Source organism: Laspinema olomoucense D3b (assembly GCF_025370785.1).
GTDB lineage: Bacteria > Cyanobacteriota > Cyanobacteriia > Cyanobacteriales > Laspinemataceae > Laspinema > Laspinema olomoucense.
Window position 1 is genome coordinate 15,944 of the sequence record NZ_JAMXFA010000025.1, and the last position, 14,222, is coordinate 30,165.

Genomic DNA, 14,222 nt, shown 5'->3' on the forward strand with positions numbered 1-14,222 from the left:
TAGATCCCAGAGATTTGGTCAACCAACCCGGTTTCTAACCTTTGCTGTACCCAGGTTTTAGGAATTGACCACTTTTTTCCCGGCTGACAGACTCACCGCCAACTTTTTCTAAGTCAGGCCGGGGTTTTGTTAGCCGGACCAGTCAACCCTCGATTTCTATTCCACTTTAGAAGAAACCCTTTGTCTTCTTTACAAGGGAGATCATGGGAATTGAGAAAGGGCAGGGTGACAGGGCTATCTTTAATTGGGTCCTTTTTTTACCGGGAAATGTAAGTACCCTGTTGCGACTTTACCTTAAGCCTTTGTTATCAAAGGTAGATCTACTGTATAGGGATGCTCCTGTGATTACATTAACTTTATTGCATCCGATTAAGTCTACGCCGATTCAGAGTTGGAAATTTGACAACGAACCTGTAATTCGGATTGGGCGGGCGACGGATAACAATGTCGTACTCTATAGCGCTGTTGTGTCTCGACATCATGTAGAATTGCGACGGGCCGGTCTCCAGTGGAAAATTATTAATCTGGGCACGAATGGGACCTATCTGAAGGGGTCTCCCATTACTCAAGTGACCGCCGAAGATGGGGTGATTTTTTCTCTGGCGCGATCGGGTCCGCAAATCCAAATTCATCTGTCAAAATATCAGACTAAAATCTCATCCGACTTTCAAAAATTGGAGTCTGAAATGCGTCTGCCTGAACCGGATTCGGATACGGTGACTGAGGAGGATGTCACCCTACCCATTCCCCTTCCCCAAACTTGTTTGGAACCGGAAGTGGCAAAAAAGGGTTATCCATCCTGAGCAAGGGGCTGATTCCTCTACGATTTTGTTAGTATCGGTTCATAAAGTAGCAGCCAGACTAGAGGGAATTCGCCATGAAATGGGGAGCGATCGCATCGGGCTATGTTGCTTCCCTTAGCGCCCAATTACCCCCCCAGGGTAGCTCTGATCACTCTTGTACATTGCTCCCTCTAGCAGACTACGGGAAACGAAGGGTTTGTGGGCAATACCTCATGGTTTTTAACCCGGTGCACTCAGGGGTCTCATGTCAATCATCCGCCTAACGGATGAATTTTTAATCCATAGGAGTTTTAACATGGCAATCGAACAACAGGTGATTCAGTATTCTCAGTTGATTAATCGTCGCATTATTGACCGCAGCAGCGCCGAAGAAGTAGGCCGACTTGATGAACTCTGGCTCAATGCCAAATCCCATCACGTTGTCGGATTTTCTTCCAAATCAGGCGGCGTTCTAGGATTAGGGGTTAAAAAGCATTCTTTTTCTTGGGAGCAAATTTATAGTATCGGTGCGGATAGTATTTTAGTCAACATTAATGCTGAGGCGGAAGAACCGGAAAAGTCCTCGGAAATTAGTTCTCCGATTATGGGTCATGAAGTCTTGACGGATAGCGGAAATACGGCGGGTGAATTGCGCGATTATATCATTGCCACTCAGACTGGGGCGGTGGTGGGTTATCTTTATAAATCGAGCGGTTGGCGGGGTGCGGTAGAAGGGACTTATCTGCTCTCTCCGGACGATATTTCTAGCATCGGGAGTAAGCGAATTCTGGTTATTGATACAGCCATCCAAGACCCTCAACCCTATACCGATGGCATGAATCAAAAACTGAATAAAGTGGGCGAGTTGCTGAAAGATGATTATACTAAAACAATGGGTGATTTGCGCGGATTAATGAAGGGAGCGCAAAATATTTCGGAACAAGCGAAAATTAAGGTGCAAGAAGTGGCGGGACAAGCGCGAGAAGGGACTATTTCCTTTGCAGAACAAGCGCGAGAAGGGACGGTATCTTTTGCGGAACAAGCGCGAGAAAAAGCAAGTGAAGTAGCGAATCAAACCCGCGATCGCGTTGCAGAAATGAGAGGAGAATCGACCGCGACTCCCATTCTGGTGGAATCTGAAGTGGTCCTGGAACCTAAAGTGGTCTGGGAATCTGAAGGTGTCATTGAATATGAGGTGATTTCCGAGGCACCACCTCAAACGGAAAAATCTGAAAATTAGTCGAATTAGATTTTTTTCCAGGCTGTAGCCGTTGTTTCTTTAGCCGGTAAAATAGGGAAAGTAAGCTCGTTAACTCCCTATTTTACTGGGGGATATTCGGTGTAGTGATTGAAGGGAGATAAGAGGGCGATCGGCTACTCTTCCATAAAATAATCTGAATCTACCTTCTTAATTTCATAACTGACGACAGGGCTAACACCCACGTTATATTCTATCATTAATTGGGCGAGCTTATCTCCATCTATTAAAATCACTTTTTTATCAATTCGCTCTACATATTCTTGGGCATCATTGGTGAAACTAGATGAAGTAATAAATATCCCTTTTTTAGCCCGAAATCCTTCTAAAGCACCCGTAAATTTTTGAATTTCTGGCCGACCAACTGGATTTTGCCAGCGTTTTGCCTGAATATAGATGACATCAAGTCCCAGTCTATCTTCATTAATTAAACCATCTACCCCTTCATCCCCACTACGACCAATCACCTGACCCGCATCTTTCCTCGTTCCTCCATATCCCATCTTTACCAACAGGTCAACCACTAATATTTCAAAAAATCGAGGTGAGCCTGCTTTAATCTGTTCAATTAAATCAGAGGCTAAAGTTTGATTCAGTTTCTGGAATGCCGATTCTAACTCTTCTTCAGGGGTGGTGCTAGAGTTGGTATCCGATTCTAAATTAGGAGAGCTTAAATCTTTTTTATTCTGCTCTTGAAATTCTCCAAAAGTGGGGAATTGCTGCAAAAATTTTGTGTTGATTTGTGGGGGATGCTCGTTCCAGATTTTTAATCCTTGTTCAGTGATTTTAAAATAACCTCTTTTCGTTGTTTCCAGCAATCCTGCCTTGATTAAATAAGTTTTGGCCCAACCCACCCGATTAGCAAACCTCGACTGTTTACCGCTAGGCAAAAGTTTTGTACGTTCTTCGTCAGAAAGCGCAAAAATTTCACTTAAGCTATCAATCGTTCCCCGTAGTGAATGCTCTTGTTCATCGGCCAATAAATTTAACAAAGGTAGCATAATGGATTGAAAATCTGGGATAGTCATGCCGTCTTTTTGCTGAATATGGACGTGCTAACCAAGGGAAAAACGTTTTTCCCCTTGGGTAGCAGCTACTCGGCGGATGTTCTTACCGAGGTTAGAAAAACTTGGAATTCGGCGAGGGAGGCAATGGCGATCGCCTGCCACAATAGCTGCTTAAGGATATCCATCTCTTCAATCCCGTTAAGCGCCTCGGCGATCGCCCCCTTTTAATTTGCATTAGGTGAGTCACCCCACCCAACCCTCAAATCTACGCGCCTACAGATTCTTTCGCCGCATACATCACTTCTAAAGAAATCTGGCTGAACCCTCGTTCCCGCGCAAATTTCTCCGTGTTCCGCTTCACTTTACCCCGCACAAAACCCGGAACCTTGTTCAATTCTCCTTGTGCTTCCTTGGTCCAGTTCAAGTCAGAATCCGCAGAAATTGTTTTCTGAATCACCTCTTTGGTATCATGTCCCCCAAAGATTTCCAGCAGGTGGTCTTCCATTCCCAAGGTAAACGAGTTATAAACCAAATCCGTGACTTGATTTGTCCCTTCATATCCGAGGAATGGTTTATATCCTATCGGGAAGTTTTGGATGTGAATCGGGGCGGCTATCACGCCACAAGGAATATTTAAACGTTTGCCCACGTGCCGTTCCATTTGCGTACCAAAGATTGCTGAAGGTTCAATGCGGGCGATCGCATCTCCGATTTCCCCATTATCTTCACTAATCAGCACTTCGTCACAATATTCGCTCACCTGTTGCCGGAACCAGTCGGCGTCATATTTGCAGTAAGTCCCGGCTAAAACCACATGAATTCCCATTTCCCGCGCCAAAATTTTGGTCATCGCTGCGGCATGGGTATTATCCCCAAACACCACTGCCTTTTTACCTGTTAAATTCTGGCAGTCAATGGAGCGAGAAAACCAGGCTGCTTGGGAAACAAACATGGTTTGATGATTGATAAACTCTTCATAATCCACATTCGCCCCTTGCTCATTAATCACCTGCTGAATCTTGCGAATACAGCGGGCAGTTTCCACCACTCCCATCGGCGTGATATCCACATAAGGCATTCCAAATTCTTCGGCGAGATAATGGGCGCTCATCATCCCAATTTCCCGATAAGGAACCAGATTAAACCAGGCCCGAGGCAGGTTTTTCAAGTCATTAACGGAAGCACCTTCGGGGATAATGGCATTAATTTCAATGCCCAAATCTGCCATTAACTTCTTCAGTTCGATGCAATCATGCTGATTATGGAAACCCAGAGTCGTTGTGCCGATGATATTCACCGAAGGTTTTTCGGTTTTGCCTTCAGCAATTTCCCCTTTTTTGCGACCTTTGGCGATATAGAATTGCAGAATTTGCAGGAGGGTTCTGTCTGCTGCTTGGAGTTCATTCACCCGGTAATGATTGACATCTGCCAGCATGACATCGCCTTTTGACTCCATCTGGGCCCGATCTACAAAGTTTTGTAAATCTTCTTGGAGAATGCTAGAGGTGCAGGTGGGGGTGAGTACAATCAAGTCTGGGGTTTCTTCTTGGTCCTTGCGAACGATATTATCGATGACTTTTTCTTGGGAACCCCGAGCGAGAACGTTGCGATCGACGATACTCGTCGTTACTGGGGTATAATTCCGCTCCCGCTCCAGCATAGACCGCATCACGTTAAAATAGTCATCCCCAAGGGGCGCGTGCATGATGGCATGGACATTTTTGAAAGAACTTGCAATGCGGAGGGTACCAATATGGGCGGGACCTGCATACATCCAGTAAGCCAATTTCATTTGAGTGTTCTCCCTTGTTCGGTTTAAATACAGCGTTTTGAGCGCCTGCGATAAGCTGTTGTTGATTATCTCAAAATTCCAGGGGTTCTGAGAGGTGACTTTTTCAGGTATAAATTCCTAGGAAACGTCGAAAGACCCTAGGCGACTGCGATCCAGGTTAATATTAAAACAATCTTTTTGTTGTTTTTGTAAAAAATATTAATATTTTGATAACTTCCGTAATTTTGGGCGGGGTTGGGCATTTTGAGGAGGGGGGAGAGGAAGAAGCATAGATTAGAACCACAGATTTCACAGATTTTCACAGAGTTGAATCCGTGAAAATCTGTGTAATCTGTGGTTATCACTCGATATATTCGACTTCATTGTTCTGATGAGAAAACATCATCGATTGAGTTAATATTACCGGCAGCAATATCTTGACGTACCATTTTAGCTAAAGCATTCCACTGCCGCTCATTCGTGGCTTCAAAGCGAGATTTCCACTTCCGCTCATTTTCAAGTTCAGCCAGGAGACGAGAGGCGATCGCATTCTGCTCTTCTTCGGTCAGCTTCTCTATCTCTGCAAGCACATACCGAAGTAATTCAGTCATCTGTAGCAACCTAAATAGTAATCAGTTTCGATTTTCAATAACTTGGAGAGAATCTATTGATGAATTTCTCGCGTATTTTTAGGTTCTCCTCTCTATCTAGTTATCATTTGTTCGATTCAAATTAAAGTTTTGAATAGTAAGGTCTGAAGGGAGGGGCATTTTTATTTGTAGAAATACATCAATTTTTATTTCATTATTTTCGCAAATAATGTTAGTGATGTGAACGCCCCCGTTCTCCGAGGCATTTGTATTCTCAGCTATTTGAGGCCGCGATAAGCTTTTATATCCAGCTTCATCCAACCATTCGGTGACATTTCTCCAATTGTCTATCTTTTCGCTCTCCCGACCCACCAGACTTTTGACATATTTATAGAGGGTTGCACATAAGTCAGTTTCCACTCCCCTGGAGTTCTTGCCTAGCTTTTCCGCAATTTCACAAGGGCTAAAGCCACAAAGTAAGCCCCGCAGGTGCAGCTTTTCCATCGGAGTCAGGCGCTTACCCTTTGCTGAAGCCAGATCCATATAGAGAGTGTCTAAGTCCCAGTGGTTCTCCGCTTCTACAAATTGTTCATCTGTTACTGCCATCACTAGGCCCCTTCTTAAATTCCTAACAAAATCCTAGCATAACTCCTGACGTTTGTCAGTTGAAAACTTATTTTTGTTAGCGTACAGTAAGTAAGAAAGGAACAATACAGTAGTTTTAACCTCGACAAAATAGAGGATGCCAACCTTTGTTGTTCCTGAGATTATTTGACCTGAAGATATCTTAAGTAAAACAATAGTCAAATTATATTGAGGACATACAGATGCCTGTAGGAGAACCTGAGCTTGTTACCAACCTAGAGCCTCGTTGTCCAGTGATTTTATTGCTCGATACATCCGGTTCTATGTGTGGGAAACCCATTGAGCAATTAAATACCGGAATTGCTACTTTTAAGCAAGAAATTGAAACCGATAATATGGCTACACTTAGGGTAGAAGTTGCTATTATAACTTTCGGTTCTAATGTATCCATGTTTCAAGATTTCACAACAGTTGATAACTTTATTATATCAAATCTTACTGCAAATGGAAATACTCCAATGGGAGAAGCAATTAATTATGGTTTAGATGTTTTAGAAGATCGCAAACAAACCTATAGAAATAAGGGAATTCAATACTATCGTCCTTGGGTTTTTCTAGTGACAGATGGAGCGCCGACTGATTCTTGGCAAAATGCAGCACAGCGCGTTAGAGACGGTGATCAACAAAAAAAGCACTTGTTTTTTGTTGTGGGGGTACAGGGAGCAGACATGAATATTTTAAGCCAAATTGCTCCTTCAAATCGTCCACCTTTAATGCTCAATGGCCTCGATTTTAAATCCATGTTCCAATGGATAAGTGCTTCTGTAACACAAGTATCCCACAGTAAACCAGGAGGACAACAAACAACACTTCCTCCGATGGGATGGGGTCAAGTTAGTATCTAAACTCTTAAGGATGTTTTATGACCTGGAAAGCTATAGCAGAGTCAGCAATAGGAACAAGTCACCAACGACAACAAATAGTCTGTCAAGATGCCGGAGATTATGTAGTCGTTGGCAACATCCTTATTGGCGCAGTAGCTGATGGGGCTGGTAGCGCCACATATTCTGACATTGGCTCTAAATTGGCAGTTAAATCGGTAATATCCTATTTAACTGCATGGGTTAAATGGCGAAAAAACCAGTTTAAATTTAAAAGTTTAAACTTTCCCCTATCTGAACAAGAAGCTGAAAAAATTTTTATTAAAACTCTAAGTAAAGTTTTATCAGAACTTAATGAAGAGACGAAAAAAGGGTATGCGCTAAAAGACTTAGCTTGTACTTTATTAGTAGTTATTGCTACTCCTCAATGGATAGCTGCTATGCAAATTGGCGATGGGTTTATTGTAATTAGAGCAGAAGAATCAGACACTTATCAACTATTGTTCCAGCCTGAAGAAAAAGAATATCCTAACGTAAGTACATTTGTAACCTCTAATGATGTTTATAATAAAATGCGGTTTCGTATAATATCAGGCCAGCAAAAATTCATCTCAGTTTCAACTGATGGTTTAGAAAGATTGGCAATTGACATGAAAGACTTGAGCAATTGCATGGCATCAAATAATTTTTTTAAGCCCTTTGAAGAAGGGATTACCACTAGAAGTCAACAAGAGGAAACTGAGTCTTTGCAACATTGGTTAAATTCTCCAGAAGTCAATGCTAAGACAGATGATGACAAAACTTTACTGGTTTGTCTGTTTGAATCTGGTCCTTCTGCCGGTCCTATATTTCATAATAAAAATTTTTACATTGATTTCTACATCCAAATTTTTATTGCTAGTGTAACAGCGGGATTTATTTGGAACTTCCAATATCATTATTCGCAATGGGTCCTTGGTAATTTTGCATCAGCTATTTTTATCTGGACTTTTATCATATTGTTGTCTATATATTATAATTGGAAATTTTTTGAAGTTATCAATTCAACTAATATTTCGGGCAAATATACAAACAACAAATTTCATATTTTATTACAACTAATGACTTGTGTGCTGGGTGCATTTATAGGCGCTTTAATTTTATATTTTATGTGGATTGGTTTTTTACATCCCCATTTTTCGATTAAATAACTATGATTAACTACCATGATAGTAAAGGTAAATCTGTTACTTTAATAAAACTTCTTGCGAAGAGTGGAGAGGGAGAAATTTGGACAACTAACCGTAAAGGATTGCTCGCAAAAATTTACCATTCTCCCAATTCAGTCCGTCGAAACAAGGTGGAGGCTATGATTGCAAATCCCCCGAAAGATCCAACCAAAATTCAAAATCATATTTCAATTGTTTGGCCAAAGGATTTGCTGCTGAAAACCAGTGGAAGTTCTTTTGTAGGCTTTTTAATGCCTTACATTGTAAATTCTAAAGAGCTTTTATGTATTTATAATCCAAAGCTTCGTAAAAAACAAGCTCCTCGTGTTAACTGGTATGGTTTACATATTATTGCTAAAAATGTCGCATCAATTCTTCAGGCACTTCATGCCAAAAACTATATTATTGGAGATATGAAGTCGCAAAATATCCTGGTCAATGAGCGAGGCCAGGTTTCTATTATTGATACAGATTCTTTTCAAATTACCGATCCTCAAGGAAAGGTTTATAGGTGTTCAGTCGGTTCAGAAGGATTTACTCCACCTGAATTGATTGCAAAAGAGCTATCCACCATGACTCAAAATCGATTCCATGATCGATTTAGATTAGCCGTCATAATTCACTATTTGCTGTTTGGATATCATCCTTTTATGGGCCGGTGGATAGGAATTGGAGACCCTCCTGGTTTGGATGAATCTATTAGTAAAGGATATTGGCCTTATGGTTTAAATAGTAAGTTTACCCCCAGTCAAAATACGATTCCGCTTCATGTAGTTCATCCAGAAATAAAAAAATGTTTCCTCAAATGCTTTAATGAGGGCCACACTTCTCCAAGTTCTCGACCCTCGCCACAAGATTGGGTTAATGCTTTAGAACAAGGGATTTCTGACTTAGAGACTTGTAGGAAAGTAGGGAATCATTCTTACAGTATAACTTATGGTCGTTGCTATTGGTGTGAACGCGCTAATCATCTGGGAACGGATATCTTTCCAAGTGTTACGAATCCCATTAAACCTCCTAAATCTAACCAAAAAATTTCATCCCTGTTACGGAGACTACCACCACTGCCACGGTTACAGCCCCTCCCACAATTACGACTGCTACAAAGGCTCCCACCACTGCCACCACTCCCACAACAACTATATTTAAAAGTAACGTGGAAATCAGGACTCGTAGTAACCCTCTTGATTTTAATTATAGGATGGCAACTGAATGTGTTTGGATTGAAAAACGAAATTTGCACAGAATGGGGTAATAATTTGCCCGAAAAACTTTGTCGATAGGTATTGTTAATAGCTCAAGTTTCTCCTGAATCCTGAATTGGCACTAGAACCCCGATCGCATTCAGCACTTCTGGAATATTTCCTTTCAGTCCCCGGGCAAATTCTAACGCCAATTCCCCCGCTTTCAGAATATCCAAAAGTGATGCACTATCCCGCGACATAAATCATCTGTGCTGTTTCTAAGATTTCTTGCTGACGAATCCAATTAGGGCTTTGCTCGATCGCCTTTTTGGTGATTAAATCAACCGGACGCTGTAGCCAAGTTTCCAGTTCTCGTTTCATCCGCACCAGTTCTAGCAATCCCCAACCCGCATTCGACTGAAATTTTACCATCACATCAATATCACTATCGGGCCGAAAATCCTCCCGCAAAACTGACCCAAACAAGTAAAATTCCTCAACCTTCCATCGCTGACAAAATTCAGCCATTTTTGCAGGAGGCAGTTCGATAGGGAGTTCTCGATTTAACGGCAATTTCTGTATAGCCATATCCCCTCAAATTATTATTCAAATAATCCTATCCAGGATTAACCGGATAATTTTAACCGTTATTCGCCCCGTAAATGGCCTCTTTTTGTGCGGCGACTAACTCCTGAATTCCAGATTCAGCCATATCTAAAATGCGATTGAGTTCGGTGCGATTAAAACTGCCTGCTTCGGCAGTTCCTTGTAATTCAAGAATATCCAAACCATCGCTCATCACCACATTAAAATCAATATCTGCCGCCACATCTTCTGGGTAGTTGAGGTCCAGATAGGGTTCACCCTCAAATAACCCCACGGAAACAGCGGCGACTTGGCGACAAATGGGCGATTGTTCTAACTCTCCGGTTTGCACCAGTTTCTCGATCGCCAAGGCGAGGGCCACAAATCCCCCGGTAATCGACGTGGTTCGGGTTCCGGCATCCGCTTGGAGGACATCAGCATCAACCAGAATCGTCCGTTCTCCCAGTGCTTTTAAATCCAGTGCAGCGCGTAAACTGCGCCCGATTAGGCGTTGAATCTCTTGGGTGCGTCCCGACAGTTTCATGAATTCTCGGGATTGCCGTTGGGGGGTGGCACCGGGAAGCATTCGATATTCTGCGGTTAACCAGCCACTGCCTTGATTAGCGAGGAACCGGGGGACTCCGGGTTCGATGGTGACGGTACAGAGGACCTGGGTATCGCCACAACGGGTCAGGACGGAACTGTTTGCAAAGCGGGTAAAGTCTTTTTCAAACCGAATCGGACGCAGTTGATCCGGTTTTCGACCATCGGGACGCTGCCAAATCATGATTAAGGTTGCGTTTTGTTAGGGTTGACCGTTTTCCAGATTTCTTCATGGATTTCTGCCGAGGGCCGATCGCCATCGAGGGTGAGGAGGCGACTGCCATAGTCGTAGTAGTCCAAGATAGGGATCGTGCGTTCTTGGAATAACTGGATCCGACGGCGCAGAAATTCTGGTTCGTCATCGGGACGCCCTCTTTCCGGTCGGGTCTGCGATCGCTCTAGGGACCGGCGCATTAACTCCGCATCGGATACGTTCAGCCAAATCGCCCAATCTAAGGGCTGCTGCAAGGATTCCAGTAAAAAATCCAGTTCTTCCGCTTGGAAGGAGGTGCGGGGATAGCCATCCAGTAACCACCCGTTTGCGGTATAGGGTTGGGTTAACTGTTGCCGAACAAATTCAATCATGATCGGGTCCGGGACCAGTTCGCCTCGTTCTGCATAAGGTTGCGCCTGCCTGCCTAATTCAGTTTGGGCGGCGATCGCCTTAAACAGGATTTCCCCGGTTGAAATGCAAGGAATATTCAGGCGGCTGCATAGCTGACTCGCCTGGGTCCCCTTTCCTGCTCCTGGCCCTCCCAGAATTACCAATCTCACGACAAAAACTCCTCATGTTAGCCCAAAATAGACTCTAACACTGTTCCCCTTCCCACGGAACAAATCTTAATTTCTCCCTAACTTGTCCAAAGTTCCTACGCCTCGGGCATTTCGCCGAATTTTGTACATTTAGTGTTTTTTCGTGGCATAATCTGGTTACACTACACTACATATTGAATCGACTGGAGTGCCAGAATTCACTTTCTGGCCCTTAAGTCGGTCTACCCTTTACGGTTTCTTAACCCATCGGAAATATTGCCACAATGATTGCACAGCTTGAAAGTCCCACCCTCGATACCCCTTGCCGTCTACCCTACGCGGTGGAGGGGTTGTTACAAGTTTTTACCAGCAGCCACCGTAACTTTTTCACCAGTGTGATGGCCCAGGCCCTGAGAATTTCGGGTCAGGGGACCCCGGTCCTGGTTGTCCAGTTTCTCAAGGGAGGAATTGGTCAGGGTCCCGAGGCCCCGGTTCAACTCGGACAAAACCTGGACTGGGTTCGCTGTGACTTGCCTCGCTGCATTGATACGCCGGAGTTAGATGAAATAGAGGCCGGTTCTCTACGGAAATTATGGGACTATACCCAACAAGTGGTTTCTGAAGGAAAATATTCTCTGGTGGTTCTGGATGAGTTGAGTGTAGCCATTAGTTTTGGCTTGATCCCCGAAGCGGAAGTTTTAGAATTTTTAGAAAAACGCCCGAGTCACGTTGATATTATTTTAACGGGACCGAATATGCCCCAACCCATTTTAGAATTAGCGGACCAAATCACTGAAATTCGCCGCAGTCATCGTCCGTAGGAGAGGTAAGAATTAAGAATTAATGGGGGGTTAACTCTTAATTCTTAATTCTTTAGAGGAGGGATGGGGTTGCCACGGAGGTTGGGTTCATCAGAAAGGTAGCGGCTTTTTGGGCGATCGCCTCAGAAATATGAATTTGTTTGAGGGTAACTAACCCATCCTGAATAAACGAATCGCGCACTAGCAAGCTGTTCCCACTGTTAAATCCCGTCTCGAAAAACACTTCATGAATTCCGGCGGAAATAATTAATTTTAAGCAAGATAAACAAGGTTCCAGGGTGACATAAATGCTGGACCCTTCTGTCGAAATTCCATGTTTAGCCGCTTGGGCGATCGCATTCGCTTCTGCATGAACTGCCCGCGATGGCATCGTCTTACTTTCTGCACAGCTACTCAATCCAGGATAACAGTATCCCTGGGCCGTACAATGGGCCGTACCCGATGGGGAACCATTGTAACCCGTTGCCACAACTTGCTTATTTTTCACAATCACTGCACCCACGGGAAAAGCAAGGCAAGTTGAGCGCATCGCCGCCAATTTTGCCAACATGATAAAATATTCATCCCATGTTGGTCTCAGTTCTTCCAGTTCCATTAATTTCTAGCTAACCAATCGTTTCTATTCATAGTAACAGTTCGGGGAAGAAAAGACTAATAAATTAGGGTAAAAATTATCGGTTTACAGGGTTTTAGATACTGCTGAAAATGAAAACCTGCCAAAGCGTTTACCACTGTTATTTATACGGCCTGAGTCGGGGAAGTAACCTATTGATTTTTATCCCACAATTGATTAATATTATCTAGTTCTGCTTGCCTGGTGGATTGCTAATTGAGATAGCGCCCAGAAAATTCCTGAGTTAGAAGGTCACTAAACCCCCCAAGATGAAACTAAAAATTTATCCCTTACATCCGGATGCAATTATTCCAACTTATGCCCATGATAATGATTCAGCAATGGATTTATCAGCGAATGAGGAGGTGACGCTACATCCGGGAGAACGTTCATTAGTTGGAACTGGAATCGCGATTGAGTTACCGCCTTTGACGGAAGCACAAATTAGGCCAAGAAGTGGGTTAGCTTATAAACAGGGGATTACGGTTTTGAATACGCCGGGAACCATTGATGAAGGGTACCGGGGGGAAATCAAGGTGATTTTAATCAATCATGGACAAGAAGTTTTTCACATAGTTAAGGGGATGAGAATTGCTCAAATGGCAATTACTCCAGTTTTAAGACCCGAAATCGAGGTAGGAACCACGGAAATGATGGCAACGACAAGAGGTACAAATGGGTTTGGATCGACGGGGGTATAGAGAGGGGGTTTATCTCTCTATACCGTCCTTAAGTTAGGGAGATAAACGACCTTTTTTGAGGCGATATTTCTCATACCATTCTGCTATAGCGGGGACCCATTCTTGAAAATGCGGCCAAATCAAATCGCAGAGTTTTTGGCATTCGAGTTGGGCGTCAGGTTTGGCACGCAAATCGAGTAAATGCATCAGCGATCGCGCATTGAAGGAGACAATCCAGTGTTGACGGACATCAAAGGGAATAATGCCTCGGGCGTGTTCTTCTGATGTCCCTTCTTCAATCAAAATTTGATAGCGTTTGGCAGCATCTAAACACCAAGCTAAATCGCGATCGCGTTGTTGTTGGGTATATTCATAGCGTTTTCCCTGGCGATCGGTATAGTAGCCAACGGGACGTAAATAAAACACATCTTCAATATCTCTAATCCTTTTTGCAGCATCAATAATCCTATTTCCCGTGTATCTATTAGATTGTACATCGAATGAAATTCCTACGCGATGAGTCCTAATTTGCTGCATGACGCTATGGGGAAAAAAGCCGCAATTGAACACAATTCCCACGTGTTCAATCGGTCCATAATGACCTCGTTCTCCGGCTAAAAGACGCTTGACGATGAGTTCCCCACATTTGGACTCGGACGGCCAAGAATCTTGGTCATCATATACAAAATCCTCGCTATAATCTTGGTGCATTGCTGCATAAATGACTTGCTGAGGATGGGGGGTTTTGGTAATTACTTCTACTCGAAATCGATCCATGATTTATCCCTAACTTCTGAATGACTTAGCCTGGGGGAATTCCCCATTCCGTATTGCTGTTGAGTTGCAATTACCGGGTTGGTGGATTGGCCAAATTTTTTATCCTATCATGATATGGCTGTCA

General features: G+C 43.4%; 18 protein-coding genes. 8 read left to right on the forward strand and 10 right to left on the reverse strand.

The window, feature by feature from the left end:
- The first annotated feature begins 341 nt into the window (after window positions 1-341).
- A complete protein-coding gene (locus NG792_RS18080; protein ID WP_261199534.1) occupies window positions 342-803 on the forward strand; it encodes an FHA domain-containing protein in 462 nt (153 codons plus the stop codon).
- Between the two features lie 295 nt (window positions 804-1,098).
- A complete protein-coding gene (locus NG792_RS18085) occupies window positions 1,099-2,022 on the forward strand; it encodes a PRC-barrel domain-containing protein (RefSeq protein WP_261236298.1) in 924 nt (307 codons plus the stop codon).
- A gap of 134 nt (window positions 2,023-2,156) precedes the next feature.
- Here the strand turns inward: NG792_RS18085 and NG792_RS18090 are convergent, their stop codons facing one another.
- Complete coding sequence (locus NG792_RS18090; protein WP_261236299.1) at window positions 2,157-3,041, reverse strand: restriction endonuclease; 885 nt, start codon at window positions 3,039-3,041, stop codon at window positions 2,157-2,159.
- Window positions 3,042-3,047: 6 nt separating this feature from the next.
- On the opposite strand from NG792_RS18090, the gene NG792_RS18095 reads away from it, so the two are divergent.
- Window positions 3,048-3,275 carry a hypothetical protein gene (locus tag NG792_RS18095; protein WP_261236300.1) on the forward strand — a complete coding sequence of 76 codons (228 nt, stop codon included), beginning with the start codon at window positions 3,048-3,050 and terminating at the stop codon, window positions 3,273-3,275.
- A gap of 37 nt (window positions 3,276-3,312) precedes the next feature.
- On the opposite strand, the gene bchB is transcribed toward NG792_RS18095, so the two are convergent.
- From bchB to NG792_RS18110, 3 genes are all read right to left on the reverse strand, one after another.
- Entirely contained in the window at window positions 3,313-4,839 is a 1,527-nt protein-coding gene (gene bchB, locus NG792_RS18100) for a ferredoxin:protochlorophyllide reductase (ATP-dependent) subunit B (protein WP_261236301.1), read from the reverse strand.
- 359 nt (window positions 4,840-5,198) lie between these two features.
- Window positions 5,199-5,429, reverse strand: a complete 231-nt coding sequence (locus tag NG792_RS18105) for a hypothetical protein (RefSeq protein ID WP_261236302.1) — start codon at window positions 5,427-5,429, stop codon at window positions 5,199-5,201.
- Window positions 5,430-5,525: 96 nt separating this feature from the next.
- Complete coding sequence (locus NG792_RS18110; protein WP_261236303.1) at window positions 5,526-6,014, reverse strand: helix-turn-helix domain-containing protein; 489 nt, start codon at window positions 6,012-6,014, stop codon at window positions 5,526-5,528.
- A gap of 221 nt (window positions 6,015-6,235) precedes the next feature.
- Here NG792_RS18110 and NG792_RS18115 point away from each other — a divergent pair, with 221 nt between their 5' ends.
- The 3 genes from NG792_RS18115 to NG792_RS18125 are packed head-to-tail and all read left to right on the forward strand — an operon-like array spanning window position 6,236 to window position 9,365.
- On the forward strand, window positions 6,236-6,898 hold the full coding sequence (locus NG792_RS18115; RefSeq protein WP_261236304.1) for a vWA domain-containing protein: 663 nt from the start codon (window positions 6,236-6,238) through the stop codon (window positions 6,896-6,898).
- Window positions 6,899-6,915: 17 nt separating this feature from the next.
- Window positions 6,916-8,064, forward strand: a complete 1,149-nt coding sequence (locus NG792_RS18120; protein ID WP_261236305.1) for a PP2C family serine/threonine-protein phosphatase — start codon at window positions 6,916-6,918, stop codon at window positions 8,062-8,064.
- Window positions 8,065-8,066: 2 nt separating this feature from the next.
- On the forward strand, window positions 8,067-9,365 hold the full coding sequence (locus NG792_RS18125; protein WP_261236306.1) for a helix-hairpin-helix domain-containing protein: 1,299 nt from the start codon (window positions 8,067-8,069) through the stop codon (window positions 9,363-9,365).
- A gap of 14 nt (window positions 9,366-9,379) precedes the next feature.
- Here NG792_RS18125 and NG792_RS18130 read toward each other — a convergent pair whose 3' ends face one another.
- From NG792_RS18130 to NG792_RS18145, 4 genes are read right to left on the reverse strand one after another with little or no spacing between them, the layout of a single operon-like run.
- A complete protein-coding gene (locus NG792_RS18130) occupies window positions 9,380-9,526 on the reverse strand; it encodes a hypothetical protein (RefSeq protein WP_261236307.1) in 147 nt (48 codons plus the stop codon).
- Entirely contained in the window at window positions 9,513-9,854 is a 342-nt protein-coding gene (locus tag NG792_RS18135; protein WP_261236308.1) for a nucleotidyltransferase family protein, read from the reverse strand. The genes NG792_RS18130 and NG792_RS18135 overlap by 14 nt, the downstream gene beginning before the upstream one ends.
- A gap of 52 nt (window positions 9,855-9,906) precedes the next feature.
- Window positions 9,907-10,638 carry a ribonuclease PH gene (gene rph / locus NG792_RS18140; protein ID WP_261236310.1) on the reverse strand — a complete coding sequence of 244 codons (732 nt, stop codon included), beginning with the start codon at window positions 10,636-10,638 and terminating at the stop codon, window positions 9,907-9,909.
- A 2-nt stretch (window positions 10,639-10,640) separates the two neighbouring features.
- Window positions 10,641-11,228 carry an adenylate kinase gene (locus NG792_RS18145; RefSeq protein ID WP_261199546.1) on the reverse strand — a complete coding sequence of 196 codons (588 nt, stop codon included), beginning with the start codon at window positions 11,226-11,228 and terminating at the stop codon, window positions 10,641-10,643.
- Window positions 11,229-11,491: 263 nt separating this feature from the next.
- On the opposite strand from NG792_RS18145, the gene NG792_RS18150 reads away from it, so the two are divergent.
- Window positions 11,492-12,028: a P-loop NTPase family protein gene (locus tag NG792_RS18150; RefSeq protein WP_261199547.1), complete on the forward strand. Its 537-nt coding sequence runs from the start codon at window positions 11,492-11,494 to the stop codon at window positions 12,026-12,028.
- Between the two features lie 52 nt (window positions 12,029-12,080).
- Here the strand turns inward: NG792_RS18150 and NG792_RS18155 are convergent, their stop codons facing one another.
- Window positions 12,081-12,623, reverse strand: coding sequence for a deoxycytidylate deaminase (locus tag NG792_RS18155; protein WP_261236311.1), 543 nt, complete (start codon window positions 12,621-12,623; stop codon window positions 12,081-12,083).
- Between the two features lie 287 nt (window positions 12,624-12,910).
- Here NG792_RS18155 and dut point away from each other — a divergent pair, with 287 nt between their 5' ends.
- A complete protein-coding gene (dut, locus tag NG792_RS18160) occupies window positions 12,911-13,342 on the forward strand; it encodes a dUTP diphosphatase (protein ID WP_261199549.1) in 432 nt (143 codons plus the stop codon).
- A 33-nt stretch (window positions 13,343-13,375) separates the two neighbouring features.
- On the opposite strand, the gene thyX is transcribed toward dut, so the two are convergent.
- Window positions 13,376-14,098: an FAD-dependent thymidylate synthase gene (gene thyX, locus NG792_RS18165; protein ID WP_261236312.1), complete on the reverse strand. Its 723-nt coding sequence runs from the start codon at window positions 14,096-14,098 to the stop codon at window positions 13,376-13,378.
- Window positions 14,099-14,222 lie beyond the last annotated feature (124 nt).

Excerpts from the sequence above, each read along its gene's own strand:
- NG792_RS18085 (WP_261236298.1), top strand. The coding sequence starts at position 1,099 with ATGGCAATCGAACAACAGGTGATTCAGTATTCTCAGTTGATTAATCGT.
- NG792_RS18090 (WP_261236299.1), bottom strand. The coding sequence starts at position 3,041 with ATGCTACCTTTGTTAAATTTATTGGCCGATGAACAAGAGCATTCACTA.
- bchB (WP_261236301.1), bottom strand. The coding sequence starts at position 4,839 with ATGAAATTGGCTTACTGGATGTATGCAGGTCCCGCCCATATTGGTACC.
- NG792_RS18105 (WP_261236302.1), bottom strand. The coding sequence starts at position 5,429 with ATGACTGAATTACTTCGGTATGTGCTTGCAGAGATAGAGAAGCTGACC.
- NG792_RS18110 (WP_261236303.1), bottom strand. The coding sequence starts at position 6,014 with ATGGCAGTAACAGATGAACAATTTGTAGAAGCGGAGAACCACTGGGAC.
- NG792_RS18115 (WP_261236304.1), top strand. The coding sequence starts at position 6,236 with ATGCCTGTAGGAGAACCTGAGCTTGTTACCAACCTAGAGCCTCGTTGT.
- NG792_RS18120 (WP_261236305.1), top strand. The coding sequence starts at position 6,916 with ATGACCTGGAAAGCTATAGCAGAGTCAGCAATAGGAACAAGTCACCAA.
- NG792_RS18125 (WP_261236306.1), top strand. The coding sequence starts at position 8,067 with ATGATTAACTACCATGATAGTAAAGGTAAATCTGTTACTTTAATAAAA.
- NG792_RS18130 (WP_261236307.1), bottom strand. The coding sequence starts at position 9,526 with ATGTCGCGGGATAGTGCATCACTTTTGGATATTCTGAAAGCGGGGGAA.
- NG792_RS18135 (WP_261236308.1), bottom strand. The coding sequence starts at position 9,854 with ATGGCTATACAGAAATTGCCGTTAAATCGAGAACTCCCTATCGAACTG.
- rph (WP_261236310.1), bottom strand. The coding sequence starts at position 10,638 with ATGATTTGGCAGCGTCCCGATGGTCGAAAACCGGATCAACTGCGTCCG.
- NG792_RS18150 (WP_261199547.1), top strand. The coding sequence starts at position 11,492 with ATGATTGCACAGCTTGAAAGTCCCACCCTCGATACCCCTTGCCGTCTA.
- NG792_RS18155 (WP_261236311.1), bottom strand. The coding sequence starts at position 12,623 with ATGGAACTGGAAGAACTGAGACCAACATGGGATGAATATTTTATCATG.
- dut (WP_261199549.1), top strand. The coding sequence starts at position 12,911 with ATGAAACTAAAAATTTATCCCTTACATCCGGATGCAATTATTCCAACT.
- thyX (WP_261236312.1), bottom strand. The coding sequence starts at position 14,098 with ATGGATCGATTTCGAGTAGAAGTAATTACCAAAACCCCCCATCCTCAG.